This window comes from Listeria marthii (genome assembly GCF_014227425.1).
GTDB lineage: Bacteria > Bacillota > Bacilli > Lactobacillales > Listeriaceae > Listeria > Listeria marthii.
In genome coordinates this window covers 55,032-71,023 of record NZ_JAASWB010000001.1, presented here as the reverse complement: position 1 = coordinate 71,023, position 15,992 = coordinate 55,032, and the positions used below count along the sequence as shown (strand labels likewise).

General features: G+C 42.0%; 14 protein-coding genes. 11 read left to right on the top strand and 3 right to left on the bottom strand.

The genetic code is table 11. From position 1 onward, the window contains the following. Position 1: 1 nt before the first annotated feature. Together HCJ55_RS00370 and HCJ55_RS00365 are read left to right on the top strand one after the other, a co-directional pair. Positions 2–844, top strand: coding sequence for a metal ABC transporter permease (locus tag HCJ55_RS00370; protein ID WP_185502063.1), 843 nt, complete (start codon positions 2–4; stop codon positions 842–844). Next, positions 841–1,773, top strand: coding sequence for a metal ABC transporter substrate-binding protein (locus HCJ55_RS00365; protein ID WP_185516606.1), 933 nt, complete (start codon positions 841–843; stop codon positions 1,771–1,773). Before HCJ55_RS00370 ends, HCJ55_RS00365 begins: the two co-directional genes overlap by 4 nt. Positions 1,774–1,787: 14 nt before the next feature. Here the strand turns inward: HCJ55_RS00365 and HCJ55_RS00360 are convergent, their stop codons facing one another. Beyond that, positions 1,788–3,158 (bottom strand): MATE family efflux transporter, encoded by a 1,371-nt coding sequence (locus HCJ55_RS00360; protein WP_185516605.1) that lies wholly within the window; start codon positions 3,156–3,158, stop codon positions 1,788–1,790. Positions 3,159–3,331: 173 nt separating this feature from the next. Here HCJ55_RS00360 and HCJ55_RS00355 point away from each other — a divergent pair, with 173 nt between their 5' ends. The 3 genes from HCJ55_RS00355 to HCJ55_RS00345 all read left to right on the top strand — a co-directional run bounded on the left by HCJ55_RS00355 (position 3,332) and on the right by HCJ55_RS00345 (position 6,069). Beyond that, positions 3,332–4,615, top strand: a complete 1,284-nt coding sequence (locus HCJ55_RS00355) for an NCS2 family permease (RefSeq protein ID WP_008948185.1) — start codon at positions 3,332–3,334, stop codon at positions 4,613–4,615. An 81-nt stretch (positions 4,616–4,696) separates the two neighbouring features. After that, on the top strand, positions 4,697–5,161 hold the full coding sequence (gene lspA, locus HCJ55_RS00350; RefSeq protein ID WP_008948184.1) for a signal peptidase II: 465 nt from the start codon (positions 4,697–4,699) through the stop codon (positions 5,159–5,161). Then, positions 5,161–6,069 (top strand): RluA family pseudouridine synthase, encoded by a 909-nt coding sequence (locus tag HCJ55_RS00345; RefSeq protein WP_185399128.1) that lies wholly within the window; start codon positions 5,161–5,163, stop codon positions 6,067–6,069. Before lspA ends, HCJ55_RS00345 begins: the two co-directional genes overlap by 1 nt. 17 nt (positions 6,070–6,086) lie before the next feature. Here HCJ55_RS00345 and HCJ55_RS00340 read toward each other — a convergent pair whose 3' ends face one another. Together HCJ55_RS00340 and brfA are read right to left on the bottom strand one after the other, a co-directional pair. After that, on the bottom strand, positions 6,087–6,911 hold the full coding sequence (locus HCJ55_RS00340; protein WP_008948182.1) for an STAS domain-containing protein: 825 nt from the start codon (positions 6,909–6,911) through the stop codon (positions 6,087–6,089). Between the two features lie 88 nt (positions 6,912–6,999). Continuing rightward, complete coding sequence (gene brfA, locus HCJ55_RS00335; RefSeq protein ID WP_008948181.1) at positions 7,000–7,230, bottom strand: ribosome rescue factor BrfA; 231 nt, start codon at positions 7,228–7,230, stop codon at positions 7,000–7,002. 231 nt (positions 7,231–7,461) lie between these two features. Here brfA and pyrR point away from each other — a divergent pair, with 231 nt between their 5' ends. The 6 genes from pyrR to carB all read left to right on the top strand — a co-directional run bounded on the left by pyrR (position 7,462) and on the right by carB (position 15,986). Next, on the top strand, positions 7,462–8,013 hold the full coding sequence (gene pyrR / locus HCJ55_RS00330) for a bifunctional pyr operon transcriptional regulator/uracil phosphoribosyltransferase PyrR (RefSeq protein ID WP_008948180.1): 552 nt from the start codon (positions 7,462–7,464) through the stop codon (positions 8,011–8,013). Positions 8,014–8,142: 129 nt separating this feature from the next. Beyond that, complete coding sequence (locus HCJ55_RS00325; protein ID WP_185516602.1) at positions 8,143–9,429, top strand: solute carrier family 23 protein; 1,287 nt, start codon at positions 8,143–8,145, stop codon at positions 9,427–9,429. An 84-nt stretch (positions 9,430–9,513) separates the two neighbouring features. Next, positions 9,514–10,425 carry an aspartate carbamoyltransferase catalytic subunit gene (locus HCJ55_RS00320; RefSeq protein WP_185516600.1) on the top strand — a complete coding sequence of 304 codons (912 nt, stop codon included), beginning with the start codon at positions 9,514–9,516 and terminating at the stop codon, positions 10,423–10,425. Beyond that, positions 10,413–11,693, top strand: coding sequence for a dihydroorotase (gene pyrC, locus HCJ55_RS00315; protein ID WP_185503924.1), 1,281 nt, complete (start codon positions 10,413–10,415; stop codon positions 11,691–11,693). The genes HCJ55_RS00320 and pyrC overlap by 13 nt, the downstream gene beginning before the upstream one ends. Further along, positions 11,690–12,781: a carbamoyl phosphate synthase small subunit gene (locus tag HCJ55_RS00310; RefSeq protein WP_008948176.1), complete on the top strand. Its 1,092-nt coding sequence runs from the start codon at positions 11,690–11,692 to the stop codon at positions 12,779–12,781. Before pyrC ends, HCJ55_RS00310 begins: the two co-directional genes overlap by 4 nt. Next, on the top strand, positions 12,774–15,986 hold the full coding sequence (gene carB, locus HCJ55_RS00305; RefSeq protein ID WP_185516598.1) for a carbamoyl-phosphate synthase large subunit: 3,213 nt from the start codon (positions 12,774–12,776) through the stop codon (positions 15,984–15,986). The genes HCJ55_RS00310 and carB overlap by 8 nt, the downstream gene beginning before the upstream one ends. Positions 15,987–15,992 lie beyond the last annotated feature (6 nt).

Here is a 15,992-nt window from a genome sequence, read left to right as displayed (position 1 = left end):
GATGTTGTTTTTAGAAGGCTTGATGCAATATAGTTTTTTACAAAAGGCACTGATTACTTCTGTGACAGTTGGGATTGTGTCGGGTGTGATTGGTAGTTTTATTATTTTAAGAGGGATGTCACTCATGGGAGATGCGATTTCTCATGCGGTGTTGCCTGGTGTGGCGATTTCTTACATGATGGGGATGAACTTCTTTATAGGGGCTGCAACGTTTGGTATTGCGGCGGCGCTTGGCATCGGTTTCGTTAATCAAAAAAGTCGAATCAAAAATGATACAGCAATTGGGATTGTTTTTAGCGCATTTTTCGCACTCGGGATTATTTTAATTTCTTTTGCGAAAAGTAGTACGGATTTGTATCATATTTTATTTGGGAATGTGCTCGCGGTGCGGAGTTCGGATATGTGGATGACGATTATTATTGCAATACTGGTGATTTCGCTTGTGGCACTTTTTTATAAGGAATTTTTGGTTAGTTCGTTTGATCCAGTGATGGCAGAAGCTTACGGCCTAAATGTAAAATTCTTGCATTACTTCTTGATGCTACTTTTAACGCTTGTAACGGTTTCGGCTTTGCAAACGGTTGGAATTATTTTAGTGGTGGCGATGTTAATTACGCCAGCAGCGACGGCTTATCTGCTTACGAATAAATTATCGAAAATGATTGTTCTTGCTTCTACATTTGGGGCAGTGAGTGCGATTATCGGACTTTACTTTAGCTATATTTTCAACCTAGCATCTGGTGCGGCAATGGTTTTAGTTGCGACAATTATTTTCTTTATCGCCTTTTTATTCGCACCAAAACAAGGCTTATTATTTTCTAAAAAGAGGGAGGTCATCGAATGAAAAAAATGCTCGTTGTGGCACTTTTCGCATTAGTAGTTGTACTTGCGGGGTGTTCCAGTCAAAATAGTACTTCGAAAAAAACAGATGGCAAGTTAAATGTAGTGGCGACTTATTCGATCTTAGCAGATATTGTTAAAAATGTTGGTGGGGACAAAATTGAGCTTCATAGTATTGTGCCAGTTGGCGTGGATCCACACGAATACGATCCGCTGCCAGCCAATATTCAAAGTGCAGCAGATGCAGATTTAATTTTTTACAATGGATTGAATTTGGAAACGGGGAACGGTTGGTTTGACCGGATGCTTGAAACCGCAGATAAATCACGAGACGACAAAGATCAAGTGGTGGAATTAAGTAAAGGCGTGCAACCCAAATATTTAACTGAAAAAGGGAAAACATCCGAAATCGATCCACATGCTTGGCTCGACCTTCATAACGGAATTATCTACACAGAAAATGTGCGCGATGCACTTGTAAAAGCAGACCCAGACAATGCGGCATTTTACAAAGATAATGCGGCAAAATATATTGCGAAGCTGGACGCATTAGATAAAGAAGCCAAACAAAAATATGCTGATTTACCAGAAAATCAAAAAACGTTAGTAACGAGCGAAGGTGCATTTAAATATTTTGCAGCTCGCTACGGTTTGAAAGCAGCCTATATTTGGGAAATCAACACAGAAAGCCAAGGCACACCAGATCAAATGAAACAAATTGTCGGCATTGTGGAGAAAGAAAAAGTACCGAATTTATTTGTCGAAACAAGCGTAGATCCACGTAGTATGGAAAGTGTCTCTAAAGAAACCGGCGTACCAATTTTCGCGAAAATTTTCACGGATTCGACAGCGAAAAAAGGCGAAGTGGGCGACACGTATTTAGAAATGATGCGATACAATTTAGATAAAATTCATGATGGTTTAGCTAAATAAAAAAAGCGCAGAGATTAACTTGAAATCTCTGCGTTTTTTGCGTTTAAGGAAAGTTTTTGCTCCGTTTTCCGAACTCGAAGCGATAAAATAAATGCGGCGACAAATAGGCCGGTACTTAGACCAATCCAGTAACCAAATGGTCCTAAATTCGTAAAGGATAAACCGTAACCTACTGGAAGGCCAATCAACCAATAAGAGATAAAGGCAACAATCGAGGTGACTGTAACATCTTTATACCCTCGGAGTGCCCCAAGAACTGGCGATAAGACAGCATCCGCGAATTGGAACAGAATCGCGTAAACTAAGAAATGCATAATTAAATCTATAAGCGCGGGATCATTCGTGTAAAATCCGGCAATTGTATCGCGGAAGAAAAATAGGATGGCGCCGTTCACACAACCAATCAAAATCGCAGCGGTCATGCCGATATGGCGATACTGTTTGGCGTCTTTTAAGCGTTTCGCACCGGTTTCGTAACCACCAAGAATAGTTAACGTAGAAGCGACACTAAGCGGGAAGGCGTAAAGCAGCGTACAAACACTATTTGCCGACTGATGCGCCGCAATCGTTTCCGTCCCAAAAGCACCCATTAAAATTGTCACCGCCGAGAAAATACTCGTTTCAAATAAAATCGTTAACCCATTTGGCACACCAATCCCGATAATCTCTTTTACCTTCGAAAAACGAAGCGCGGTAAGGCTTTTAAAAATACCGAACTTATGCAATCTAGTTTGTGTTTGAATCAAAATCACACTAACTAAAACAACGAGCCAATACGTAATCCCAGTCGCGTAACCACTACCAGCACCACCCATTTCCGGAAAGCCGAAGTTCCCAAAAATAAAGCAGTAATTTAAAAAGATATTAAATGGCACCGTACAAAGCGTAATCAGCATCGTCACCCGAGTTAGACCAAGCGAATCAATAAAAGAACGCAGAATCGCGGAAATAAAGAACGCGGGAATACCGATACAAATGCCGTTCAAGAAATGACGGGCGATATCCGCGACTTCTGCCGTAACTGGCATGTGTGTCAAAATCATTGGAACGACCAAAAAATTAATAAGAATTAAAATAAATGCTAAAAATAAAGCAATATATAGACCGTTATGCACCGTGTTTTTGACTTGTTTTTCTTTCTTCGCCCCGATTAATTGGGCGATGATTGGCGTGATAGCCATTAATAACCCAGAAAAAGCAGCATTCACCGGAGCCCAAAACGAGCTACCAATCGCTACACCAGCTAGCGCCTGATTCGAATAATTTCCACTCATCGTCGTATCAAAAAATGTCATCGAGAAAAGCGTGAGTTGCGTAATGACTATCGGTGTGAAAATCGTTAGAAATTGTTTCCATTTTGCCCCATATGTGACTGTTTGTTGCAAGTAATCATCTCCTTTTTGCATCCATTCAGATTATAGCACAAATCCGGCGAAGTGGCGGCGTAACAAAAAACTTTTCCTTTCGTATATGTGCTATCTTTGTTATAATAAAGTTCTGTGGCAGGGGCAATACTCTGCGGGTTGGGAGAGGGACAATTTCATAATGAGGAAAAAGTATGCAGAAATTTTTCAACAAAGTATTTCGGCTGAACGAGCATAAAACCAATATCCGGACCGAATTTTTGGCTGGTATGATTGGCTTTTTTACGGTGGCATATATTATTGTCGTCAATAGCTCGATTTTAGCGGAGGCTGGAGTTCCTTATCAAGGAGCAGTCCTTGCGACGATTTTCATTTCGGCGTTTGGTTGTTTGATTATGGGATTTTGGGCAAATGCACCGCTTATTCTAATGCCTGGGATGGGGATTAATGCGCTCTTTGCGTATACCCTTGTTCAAGGAATGGGACTAAGTTGGCAGGTTGCACTTGCTGCTGTTACGATGAGTGGTTTATTATTTATGATTCTTGCGTTTACACCACTTGCAGGAAAACTAAATGAAGCTATTCCGCTAATTTTAAAACAAGCGATTACGGTTGGGTTAGGTTTATTCTTAATCTTCCTAGGGCTTGAAAAAGGTGGAATCGTAACGCGCGGAAAACATGCCATTATTGCCGTTGGAGATTTAGGCGATCCATTCGTTTTAGCAACACTTGTGACGCTACTATTAACGATGATTTTAGTTATTCGAAAAATTCCAGGCGCTTTCTTATGGAGTTTAATAATCGGAACAATCGTTGGTGTTATGTTTGGTGTTGCCGGGAAAGCTGGAGGTGCTTCGATAAGCGTTGCGCCGTGGAGCGATGTGCTCTTTAAAGCTGATTTTTCCGGAATGGCGAGTGTTGGTTTTTGGAGTGCCGTCTTTACGATGACGATGGTAATTGTGTTTGAAACGGTTGGACTTACAAATGGACAAGTAAGACAACTCAAGCAAACGGAAAAATTACCACGGATTTTAAAAGCTAGCTCCCTGACAGCCTTTTTATCTGGCCTATTTGGTACAAGCCCAACAATCTCTGCACTTGAAAGTGGCTCAATGTTTGCGAGTGGAGCAAAAACTGGTCTAGCAACAATTACGACAGGTATTTTCTTCATCGCATCCCTTTTCTTAATGCCGGTATTATCTTTTATTCCAAACAGTGCGATTGCACCGATTTTAATTATTATCGGTATGTCGATGCTGCAAGAATTTAAAGAAATGGATTTATCGAATGCGGCAGAAACTTTTTCAGCACTACTGATTATTGTGTTAATCCCGCTGACGTACAGTATTGCAGACGGAATTGCGGCTGGTTTCATCGCGTATCCTATTCTTCGTGCTTTCACGAAAAACGAGGAACGTACTTCACCAGTCATGTATGTAATTGCAGCTTTATTTTTGCTTCAATTTATCATACAATAACAAAGAAGGAATGCGCTCTTCTTATTTTTACAGGAGAGCGCGTACTTTTTATCTAACTGATGTGAAAAGAGGGTTCGGAAAATGTATTATTATCTAATCACCCTAGCTGTAGTTGCGCTAGATCAATTGACTAAATGGATTGTTGTTCAAAATATGGAAATTGGACAGAAAATAGAAGTTATTCCTGGTTTCTTATACTGGACAAGCTACCGTAATGATGGAGCGGCTTGGAGTATTTTAGAAGGGCATATGTGGTTTTTCTATCTTATTACTGTTGTTGTTATTGGAATTATAATTTATATTATGCAAAAATATGCCAAAGGAAAACGACTATTTTCCATTAGTTTAGCGTTTATTCTAGGTGGTGCGATTGGTAATTTTATCGACCGGGTCTTGCATCAAGAAGTAGTAGATTTTGTACAAACAGTATGGGGAAATTATTACTTCCCAATCTTTAATGTGGCAGATGCCTCGCTTTCAGTTGGTGTCGTACTAATGCTCGTGTATGTTTTTGTAGACGACCGCAAAACGAAAGGAATTAAATAATGCAGAATGAAACATTGATTATAGAAGAAAGCCACGCGCGCGAACGTGTGGACAAAGTGATTGCTGAAATGATGGGAAAAAGTCGTTCAGCGATTCAACTAATGCTAAAAAATGGCGATATCACAGTAAATGGTGAACTTGCCAAACCAAATTACAAAGTACAAGTAGGCGACGAAATTCATTATGAAGCTCGTGAACCTGAAGAGCTTGAAGTACTAGCGGAAGATATTCCACTAGATATTTACTTTGAGGATAAAGATATGCTCGTTGTTAATAAACCAGAAGGAATGGTTGTTCACCCATCAGCGGGCCATGCGAGTGGTACACTTGTAAATGCTTTACTGTTCCACTGTGACGATTTATCTGGTATTAACGGTAAAATTCGTCCAGGCATTGTCCACCGGATTGATAAAGATACATCTGGTTTACTCATGGTTGCCAAAAATGATCACGCTCATGAATCACTAGCCAAGCAATTAAAAGATAAAACTTCTGATAGAGAATATATCGCACTTGTCCACGGCGACATCGTCCACCAAAAAGGAACGATTGAAGCACCGATTGGCCGAGCAAAAGAAGACCGTCAAAAAATGGCAGTCGTACGCGATGGTAAAGAAGCAAGAACACATTTTGAAGTGCTGGAGCGCTTACCAGGTTTCACATTAATTAACTGCAAACTAGACACAGGCCGTACGCACCAAATCCGTGTCCACTTGAAATATATCGGACATCCGTTAGCGGGCGATCCAAAATACGGACCAAAAAATACGATTAAAGGCAATGGCCAATTTCTTCATGCTGCAAAACTAGGATTTGACCATCCGACAACGAATGAACGAATGACGTTTGAAGCGCCACTACCAAGTTCATTTGAAAAAGCCTTGAAAACGTTACGACAAGAAGATTAAAAAAGAAGCAAGAACACCTATTTACGGGCGTTTCTTGCTTCTTTTTCTTTCATAAGCGCTTTTGTTGCCTGGCGCAAAGTAGGATAGGTTTTGATACCTTGTTGTTCCGTGAGACTAGCTTGTACCATTATTTTGGCCATTTGTGGTTGCATGCCGGTAATAATTGGTGTGACGCCAACTAATTTCAGCGAGGAGAAGAAATGCTCAATGTACTCGCCGATACGTGGTGACTCCAATTGCACACCAGATAAATCGATAATTAAATAGTTTACTGGCTGTTCACAAGCTTCATAAAGCGCCGTCTCGGTAATTTGTTTTGCGCGCTCGTCGGTGATTTTTCCAATCAATGGTAAAAGAAATACTTTTTCGGCAATCCAAATGAGTTTCGTGGACTCTTTAATAATTTGGTTTTCTTTTTGATGCATCATTTGCTCTGTTGCGTAGGTATAGCCTTCGATTAAGTGTTGGGTAAAGCTACTAAATACTTGGTGTAGCTTAATGCTAAATAAATATAATTCGCGGAAGTTCGTAGGTTCGACATTATTTTCGGAGGCATAATCAAGCAGGAATTCTTCCAGCAAGCGAATATGGAATAAAATGTGCGAAATGCCGAGTGAGGTAATAAATTGTGCCTTCCCTAACTCATGAGCGAAAGTATTCATTTGCCCTAAATCTTCTGTCATTCCAATAAATAAATTTTCTAAAACAAAGCCCGTTTCATCCATTAAACGATCATCGTCTTTTAGTGTAAAAATGTACGGATCATCTACCGATACATAATACGTAAGCCAGCCATTCACAACGGTTTCTTTCTGTTGTAATAAGCTTTTCATAATGCTCATTTTGTTCACCTCTATAAGTACATGTTTTTAGCTATTACAGCATAGCACAAAGCGCTCTGGAAATGGACTGATTTACAGATAGTGACAATTATTTCAAGCTGTTAATATGTACAAATTGTGAAAACTTAAAAAAAGCCACAAAAAAAGAATCATCTCTTTGGTGATTCTGCTGTTTCTTACTATAAAGATATCCTTTTTTTGTTTTCGTTTGTTTCGAACTTAAATCGATTAGAGCGAAGGGGCTGCGTTTGATTTCAGGGTTTAAGTGACCCTCGCGTACTAGCTTTTGGCGCTGTTTTTTTGCTTTAGATGTAGCCATAGATGTGGCCTCCTTTATTTTATTATCACTAGTATAACATGTTTTCCGATTTTTTGATTGACAGGGGGCGTTCTATCGGTTAAGATAAGTCTAATGAAATAAAGTCCTTTAACATAGTCCAGAGAGGCTAAGAAGGTGACGATAATTTGACGGGTTATTTGTATACTCGTACGCGTTCCCTTGCTTACACTGGCAGAGGGTTATTTTTTTGCACAAAAGGAGAGATTTCGGATGCAAAAACAAGTAGTTGTCATGGACGAGGCGGCAATTAAACGTGCGCTCACTCGAGTTAGTTACGAAATTATCGAGCGAAACAAAGGCACGAAGAATTTAGCGCTTGTCGGTATTAAGACACGTGGTATCTATCTTGCAGAGCGTTTGCATACACGGATACTTGAAATTGAAGGCATTGATATTCCGGTTGGGGATATTGATATCACGCTTTACCGAGACGACTTATCTTTCAAAGATGATGAATCTCGTGAGCCAGCTGTACATGGTACGAACATTCCATTTGATATTAGTGGGAAAAAGATCGTCCTTGTAGATGATGTGCTCTACACTGGTCGCACCGTGCGTGCCGCAATGGACGCATTAATGGATGTAGGCCGACCAGCGCAAATTCACCTTGCAGTACTTGCTGACCGGGGCCATAGAGAGCTACCGATTAGAGCAGATTACGTAGGGAAAAACATTCCAACATCAGGTAACGAGCGAGTAGAAGTTCGCCTGACTGATGTGGATCATGCAGAAGATGCGGTTATTATTAACAAAAATGAATAACAATGTAACACTTTTTTAAAAGCAGTCCTGTGAGGCTGACAAAGAGTGATTAATTTCTTATAGGGGATTATTCTATACTCTTTGTCGACACAGACAAGGGGTATTTTTTATGAAGAAAGAGGGAAGAAAATGACAGAAACGACAGAAACAGTGACAAAACCAGTACTAGATATACACGAAAGACCAAGCTTCAATAAATGGATCATTCTTAGCATCCAGCACCTTTTCACCATGTTTGGCTCGACTATCTTTGTGCCAAGTGTGACAGGGTTAAGTCCGGGAGTAGCGCTTGTATCTAGCGGGCTCGGGACACTAGCTTATCTAGGAATTACTCGCGGGAAAATCCCCGCATATCTAGGATCTTCCTTTACTTTTATTGCACCAATCACCGCATTACTTGCAGCGAAATCTGGCGGAGGGCCGGGCGCTGTTATGGTCGGAACGTTCTCAGTCGGGGTTGTATACGCGATTGTTTCCTTGATTGTTTACTACGCGGGTGTTGATTGGATTCAAAAGGTTTTACCGCCAATTGTTGTTGGGCCAGTAATTATGGTTATCGGTTTATCGCTAGCGCCAAGTGCAGCCGCGATGGCGATGGGAACGAACAATGGTAACTATGACTTGAAAACATTAGGCGTGGCAATTATAACACTGTTAGCAACCATTATCGCAATGATGTTTTTCAAAGGCTTTATGGGCTTGATTCCCATTTTATTCGGCTTCACAGTCGGTTACTTAACCAGTATGGCATTTGGAATGGTAGATTATACGTTAATCAAAAATGCGTCTTTCTTCCAAATTCCAGATTTCAGCATTCCATTTGTTAATATTGACCCAGTTATCACGGTTACAGTTGTTCTCAGTATGGCGCCACTTGCGTTTGTTACGATGGCGGAACATATGGGACATCAATTACTACTTAATCGAATTACAAATAAAAACTTCTTTAAAGACCCAGGACTTCATCGTTCCTTGCTTGCAGATGGTACGGCTTCGATTATCGCATCGTTAATCGGCGGACCACCTGTAACAACTTATGGTGAAAACATTGGCGTTCTAGCAATTACAAAAGTATATAGCGTGTTTGTTATCGGAGGAGCGGCAGTTTTCGCCATTCTCTTCGGATTTATCGGTTACATTAATGCAGTTATCACCTCGGTTCCTACAGCAGTTCTAGGCGGAATTTCCCTGCTACTCTTTGGGGTTATTGCGACAAGCGGACTTCGAATGATGATTGAAAATAAAATTGACCTAAGTGTTAATCGTAATATGATTATTGCTTCCGTTGTACTAGTGGTCGGAATTGGCGGCTTGTTCATTCAAGCAGGATCATTCCAACTGTCTGGCATGGCGCTCGCAGCAGTTATTGGGATTATTTTAAACTTAGTCTTACCAGCCGAGCATAGATCAGCCTGACATCCTACACGACAAAAAAACCTCTGCAGATATAATACTCCAGAGGTTTTTCTATAAATTGAATTAGAAAAGGTGGCGCTTTAAATGAAAAATTTGTTGTCAATGGAAGCATTAACCGTCCATGAAATCGAGCATTTATTAGAGCAGGCGGCACAGTTTAAACGCGGGAAAAAAGCCACTTTTAACGAACAGGCTTTTGCGGTCAATATGTTTTTTGAACCGAGTACGAGAACGCATACGAGTTTTGAAGTAGCGGAGAAAAAGTTAGGTGTCGAGGTAGTTTCCTTTGATGCAGCGAGCTCTAGCATGACTAAAGGCGAAACGCTTTACGATACACTACTCACGATGCAAGCGGTCGGAGTGAATGTTGCGGTAATCAGGCATTCTGAAGAAAACTACTACGCGGGACTTGAAAACTTAGATATTGCGATTGTAAACGGCGGGGACGGCTGCGGGGAGCATCCAAGTCAATCACTGCTCGACTTATTTACGATAAAAGAACAGTTTGGTACTTTTCAAGGGTTGAAAGTAGCGATTGCTGGCGATATTCGGCATAGTCGGGTAGCAAATTCCAATATGAAAGTGTTAAAAAGGCTTGGGGCAGAGCTGTTTTTCTCCGGACCGAGCGAATGGTTTGATGAAAGTTACTTAGCATATGGTACGTATTTACCGGTCGATGAGATGGTTGAACAGGTCGATGTGATGATGCTTTTACGTGTACAACATGAGCGCCACAGTGGAACAGAACAATTTACTAAAGAAAGCTATCATGAAAAATTCGGTTTGACGGTCGAGCGGGCAGCGAACTTAAAGAAGGATGCGATTATTATGCACCCAAGCCCAGTGAACCGCGACGTGGAAATCGCTGATAGCTTAGTCGAAAGCGAAAAATCACGGATTGTTACGCAAATGACAAATGGTGTTTTTATACGAATGGCAATTTTGGAATCAATTTTAAAAGAACAGGAAATGAGGGCGAAATTATGTACGTATTAAAAAATGGGCAAGTGTTAAACGAATCAGGTGAGCTTGAGAATAAAGATGTACTCATCCAAAATGGCAAAGTGAATTTGATTGCGGATTCGATTGAAGTCACAAGCGGCAAAGAGTTTGATGCAACTGGAAAACTGATTGCTCCCGGATTTATCGATGTCCATGTACACCTTCGCGAGCCAGGCGGGGAACATAAAGAAACCATTTTAACAGGAACTCAAGCAGCCGCGCGGGGTGGTTATACGACGATTTGCTCGATGCCGAATACAAAACCTGTTCCAGATTCCAAAGAAGTAATGGCAAGTTTACAAGCGAAAATTAAAGAAACAGCGGAAGTTCGAGTGTTGCCTTACGCGTCGATTACGACAAGCCTTGGCACTGACGAGTTGGTAGATTTTGAAGCGTTAAAAGAAGCGGGCGCATTTGCTTTTACGGATGACGGGGTGGGCGTGCAGCTAGCTGGAACGATGTATGAAGCGATGAAACGAGCGGCGGCGCTAGACATGGCGATTGTGGCACACTGTGAAGATAACTCGCTTATCTACGGCGGTGTGGTCCATGACGGTATCTTTGCAGAAAAAGAAGGACTCAAAGGAATTCCAAATATTGCCGAGTCTGTCCAAATCGCGCGGGATGTTTTGTTAGCAGAAGCGGCAGGCTGTCACTATCATGTCTGCCATATTTCGACCAAAGAATCAGTTCGGGTTGTGCGTGATGCAAAACGGGCGGGAATTCGCGTTACTGCAGAAGTTTCGCCACACCACTTAATTTTAGATGAAGAGGATATTCCGGGAAATGACGGTAACTGGAAAATGAATCCACCACTTCGCAGCAAAGCAGATCGGGCGGCGCTTTTAGAAGGATTGCTGGATGGCACGATTGATTTTATCGCAACGGATCATGCGCCACATGCAGCCGAAGAAAAAAATGTACCGATGGAGCAAGCCGCATTTGGAATAGTAGGGCTAGAAACAGCTTTCCCACTACTTTATACACATTTTGTTAAAACGAACGAATGGACATTAAAACAACTAATTGACTGGATGACTGTGAAGCCGGCGGAATGCTTTAAACTACCGTACGGCAAACTAGAAGTAGGCGCAGTGGCGGATATCGTCGTACTTGATTTAGAAAAAGAAGCGAATATCGACCCAGCTACTTTTTACTCAAAAGGAAAAAACACACCATTTGTTGGAGAAACGTGTATCGGTTGGCCGGTAGCAACGTTTGCAGAAGGAACACTTGTATACAATGAGGGGGAAATCAAATGACAAAGCGAATTTTAATGCTAGAAGATGGCAATTATTTTATCGGTGATGCAATTGGTAGTGAAAAGGAAACTATTGGCGAAGTAGTGTTCAATACGGGAATGACGGGCTACCAAGAAACGATCACAGACCCTTCCTACTACGGTCAAATTATCACTTTTACGTATCCACTTGTTGGAAATTACGGCGTGAACCGCGACGATTTTGAATCAATTAACCCGGCTGTCAAAGGGGTTGTTGTACGCGAAGCCGCAGAGTATCCTTCCAACTGGCGCAACCAAATGACATTAAATGAATTTTTAAAAGAAAAAGGGATTCCGGGAATTGCGGGAATTGATACACGGAAATTAACAAAATTAATCCGTAAAGAAGGCACGTTAAAAGGAATTTTGGCAGCTGAAACGGCAGATAAAGAAGAATTGCTACACCATTTGCGCTCCGTTCGCTTGCCGGTTGACCAAGTGCATGAAGTTTCCTCGGCTAAAGCATTTGCAAGCCCGGGTGACGGGAAACGAGTGGTGCTGGTAGATTACGGCGTGAAAAGCTCGATTTTGCGGGAACTGAATAAACGTAATTGTTATGTGACGGTCGTTCCTTACAATACAACAGCCGAAGAAATTCTAGCGATGCATCCAGACGGCGTGATGTTATCAAATGGGCCTGGGGATCCGAAAGATGTTCCAGAGGCGTTAGAAATGATTCGCGGGATTCAAGGCAAACTGCCACTATTCGGAATTTGCTTGGGGCACCAACTGTTTGCGCTTGCGAATGGGGCGGATACTTTTAAACTAAAATTTGGCCATCGTGGTGCGAATCATCCGGTGAAAGAGCTGGCAACAGGGCGCGTCGATTTCACCGCGCAAAATCATGGTTATGCGGTAGAAAAAGAATCTCTTATTGGTACAGATTTAAAAGTAACACATATTGAATTAAATGATGAAACGGTGGAAGGGCTGGCGCATAAAGAATTCCAAGCATATACAGTACAATATCATCCAGAAGCAAATCCAGGACCGAGTGATGTGAACTACTTATTTGATGAATTTATGGAAATGATGAATGTGAAAGAGGAGGGTGAATTACATGCCTAAACGTGACGATATAAAAACAATTCTTGTAATCGGCTCTGGCCCGATAGTTATTGGACAAGCAGCGGAGTTTGATTATGCTGGTACGCAAGCCTGCCTTAGTTTGAAAGAAGAAGGGTATCGGGTCGTTTTAGTGAACTCGAATCCAGCGACGATTATGACCGATGCAGAAATGGCTGACAAAGTTTACATTGAGCCAATTACACTTGATTTTGTATCGCGCATCATTCGCAAAGAGCGCCCGGATGCTATTTTACCAACGCTTGGGGGACAAACGGGGTTGAATATGGCGATGGAACTTTCTGCGGCGGGAATCTTGGATGAGTGTAACGTGGAAGTGCTTGGGACGGATTTAACGGCAATTAAAAAAGCGGAAGACCGTGAAGCTTTCCGCGACTTGATGAATGAACTTGGCGAACCGGTGCCAGATAGTGATATTATCCATAATTTGGATGAAGCTTATACTTTTGTTGAACGCATCGGCTATCCAGTAATCGTCCGCCCGGCTTATACGCTTGGTGGCTCTGGTGGCGGGATTTGCCATAATGAACAAGAATTGATTGAAACCGTAACGAGTGGTTTAAAACTAAGTCCAGTAACGCAATGTTTGTTAGAAAAAAGTATCGCTGGTTTTAAAGAAGTCGAATATGAAGTAATGCGTGACGCGAATAATAATGCGATGGTCGTTTGTAACATGGAAAATATTGACCCAGTTGGCATACATACGGGCGATTCGATTGTTGTTGCACCGAGCCAAACATTATCCGACCGCGAATATCAACTATTGCGCGATGTGTCGTTAAAAATTATCCGTGCGCTTGAAATCGAAGGTGGCTGTAACGTTCAGCTGGCACTTGATCCAGATAGCTACAACTATTACGTTATCGAAGTAAACCCACGTGTCAGCCGTTCTTCGGCGCTAGCTTCTAAAGCAACTGGCTATCCGATTGCCAAACTAGCAGCGAAAATCGCGGTTGGCTTAACACTAGATGAAGTTAGAAATCCAGTAACTGGAACAACATATGCCCATTTTGAACCAACGCTAGATTATGTGGTTGCTAAAATTCCGCGCTTTGCTTTTGACAAGTTTGAACAAGCAGATCGCCGTCTTGGAACGCAAATGAAAGCAACCGGCGAAGTCATGGCAATCGGTCGTTCTTGGGAAGAGGCCCTTTTAAAAGCGGTGCGCTCACTAGAAATCGGTGCCGACCACTTATTACTTGAAGAAGCAGAAAATGCCGACGAAGAAACATTAGAACGCAAAATTTGCTTCCCTGAAGATGATCGCTTATTCTTCCTAGCAGCAGCCTTGCGTCGCGGCCAAACAATCGAACAACTCCACGAGAAAACAAAAATAGATTTATTCTTCTTATATAAATTAAACAAAACAATCGAACTTGAAAATCGTGTTAAAGAAAACTCGCAAAACCACGACATTTTGGCAGAAGCAAAACGGGCTGGTTTTTCCGATGCATTCCTTGCAACATGCTGGAATATCGACGAACAAGCCATTTACGACTTACGAAAAGCACAAAATCTTTTCCCAGTTTACAAAATGGTTGATACTTGTGCAGCTGAATTTGAATCGACAACGCCATATTTCTATAGCACTTATGAAGAGGAAAATGAGTCAACTCGGTCAGCGAAAGAAAGCGTGATTGTGCTTGGATCTGGTCCGATTCGGATTGGCCAAGGGGTGGAATTCGACTATGCGACAGTGCACTCGGTGTGGGCAATTCAGCAAGCGGGGTATGAAGCGATTATCATCAATAATAACCCAGAAACAGTTTCGACCGACTTTAGTATTTCAGACAAACTGTACTTTGAACCTTTGACGCTGGAAGATGTAATGCATGTTATTGAAATCGAGCAGCCGCTGGGGGTTGTCGTACAATTCGGCGGACAAACAGCGATTAACTTAGCGGATGGTTTAGCAAAACGCGGCGTGAAAATTCTCGGTACAAGTCTAGAAGATACCGACCGCGCGGAAAACCGTGATGCCTTTGAAAAAGCATTAGAAATCTTAGAAATCCCGCAACCAGCTGGGAAAACTGCTACTTCGGTAGACGAAGCAATCAATGTAGCAACTGCTATCGGCTATCCTGTACTGGTGCGTCCATCTTACGTGCTTGGCGGCCGGGCAATGGAAATTGTGGAATCAGAAGAAGCATTAAAACATTATATGACCAACGCCGTAAAAGTAAATCCGAAACACCCAGTTTTAGTTGACCGTTATGTGAGCGGGCAAGAAGTCGAAGTGGACGCAATCAGCGACGGCGAAAACGTCTTAATCCCGGGAATCATGGAACATATCGAACGTGCCGGTGTCCATTCTGGTGACTCGATTGCGGTTTATCCAGCTCAACGTTTAAGCGAACAGGTGAAAAATACGATTGTCGATTATACGACTAGACTGGCAACTGGCTTAAACATCATCGGTATGCTAAACATCCAATATGTCGTGGATGGCGAGGAAGTTTTCGTTATCGAAGTAAATCCGCGTTCCAGCCGGACAGCGCCATTTTTAAGTAAAATCACCGAAATTCCGATGGCAAATGTGGCAACTAGAGTGATTCTAGGCGAGAACTTGATTGACCTTGGTTACACACCAGGACTTGCGCCAGAAAAACAAGAAATTTTTGTCAAAGTGCCGGTGTTCTCTTTCGCGAAATTGCGTAGTGTCGATACATCGCTTGGCCCTGAAATGAAATCGACTGGAGAAGTCATGGGGAAAGATGTAACCTTAGAAAAAGCGTTATACAAAGGTTTTGTAGCAAGCGGAACAACGATGCATGATTACGGAACAGTACTTCTAACAGTAGCTGACCGCGATAAAGAAGAAGCTGTCGAGCTAGCTGCAAGATTCAACCGCATCGGCTTCACTATCATGGCGACAAAAGGAACAGCGAGCACGCTAGAAGAAGCCGGAATTCCAGTTTCGCAAGTGAAGAAAATCGGTGAAAATCAAGGAACGCTAATTGATTACATCCGAAACGGTCAAGTAACGCTCGTAGTAAACACATTAACGACTGGTAAACGCCCAGAACGTGACGGCTTCCAAATCCGTCGTGAATCCGTCGAAAATGGCATTCCAGTTTGTACATCGCTTGATACGGCAGAAGCCATTTTACGAGTACTGGAATCACGCTCTTTTGAACTCGAATCAATGAATACTAGTGAAGTAAAACAACCGAAAGCACGTGTATAAATAGAA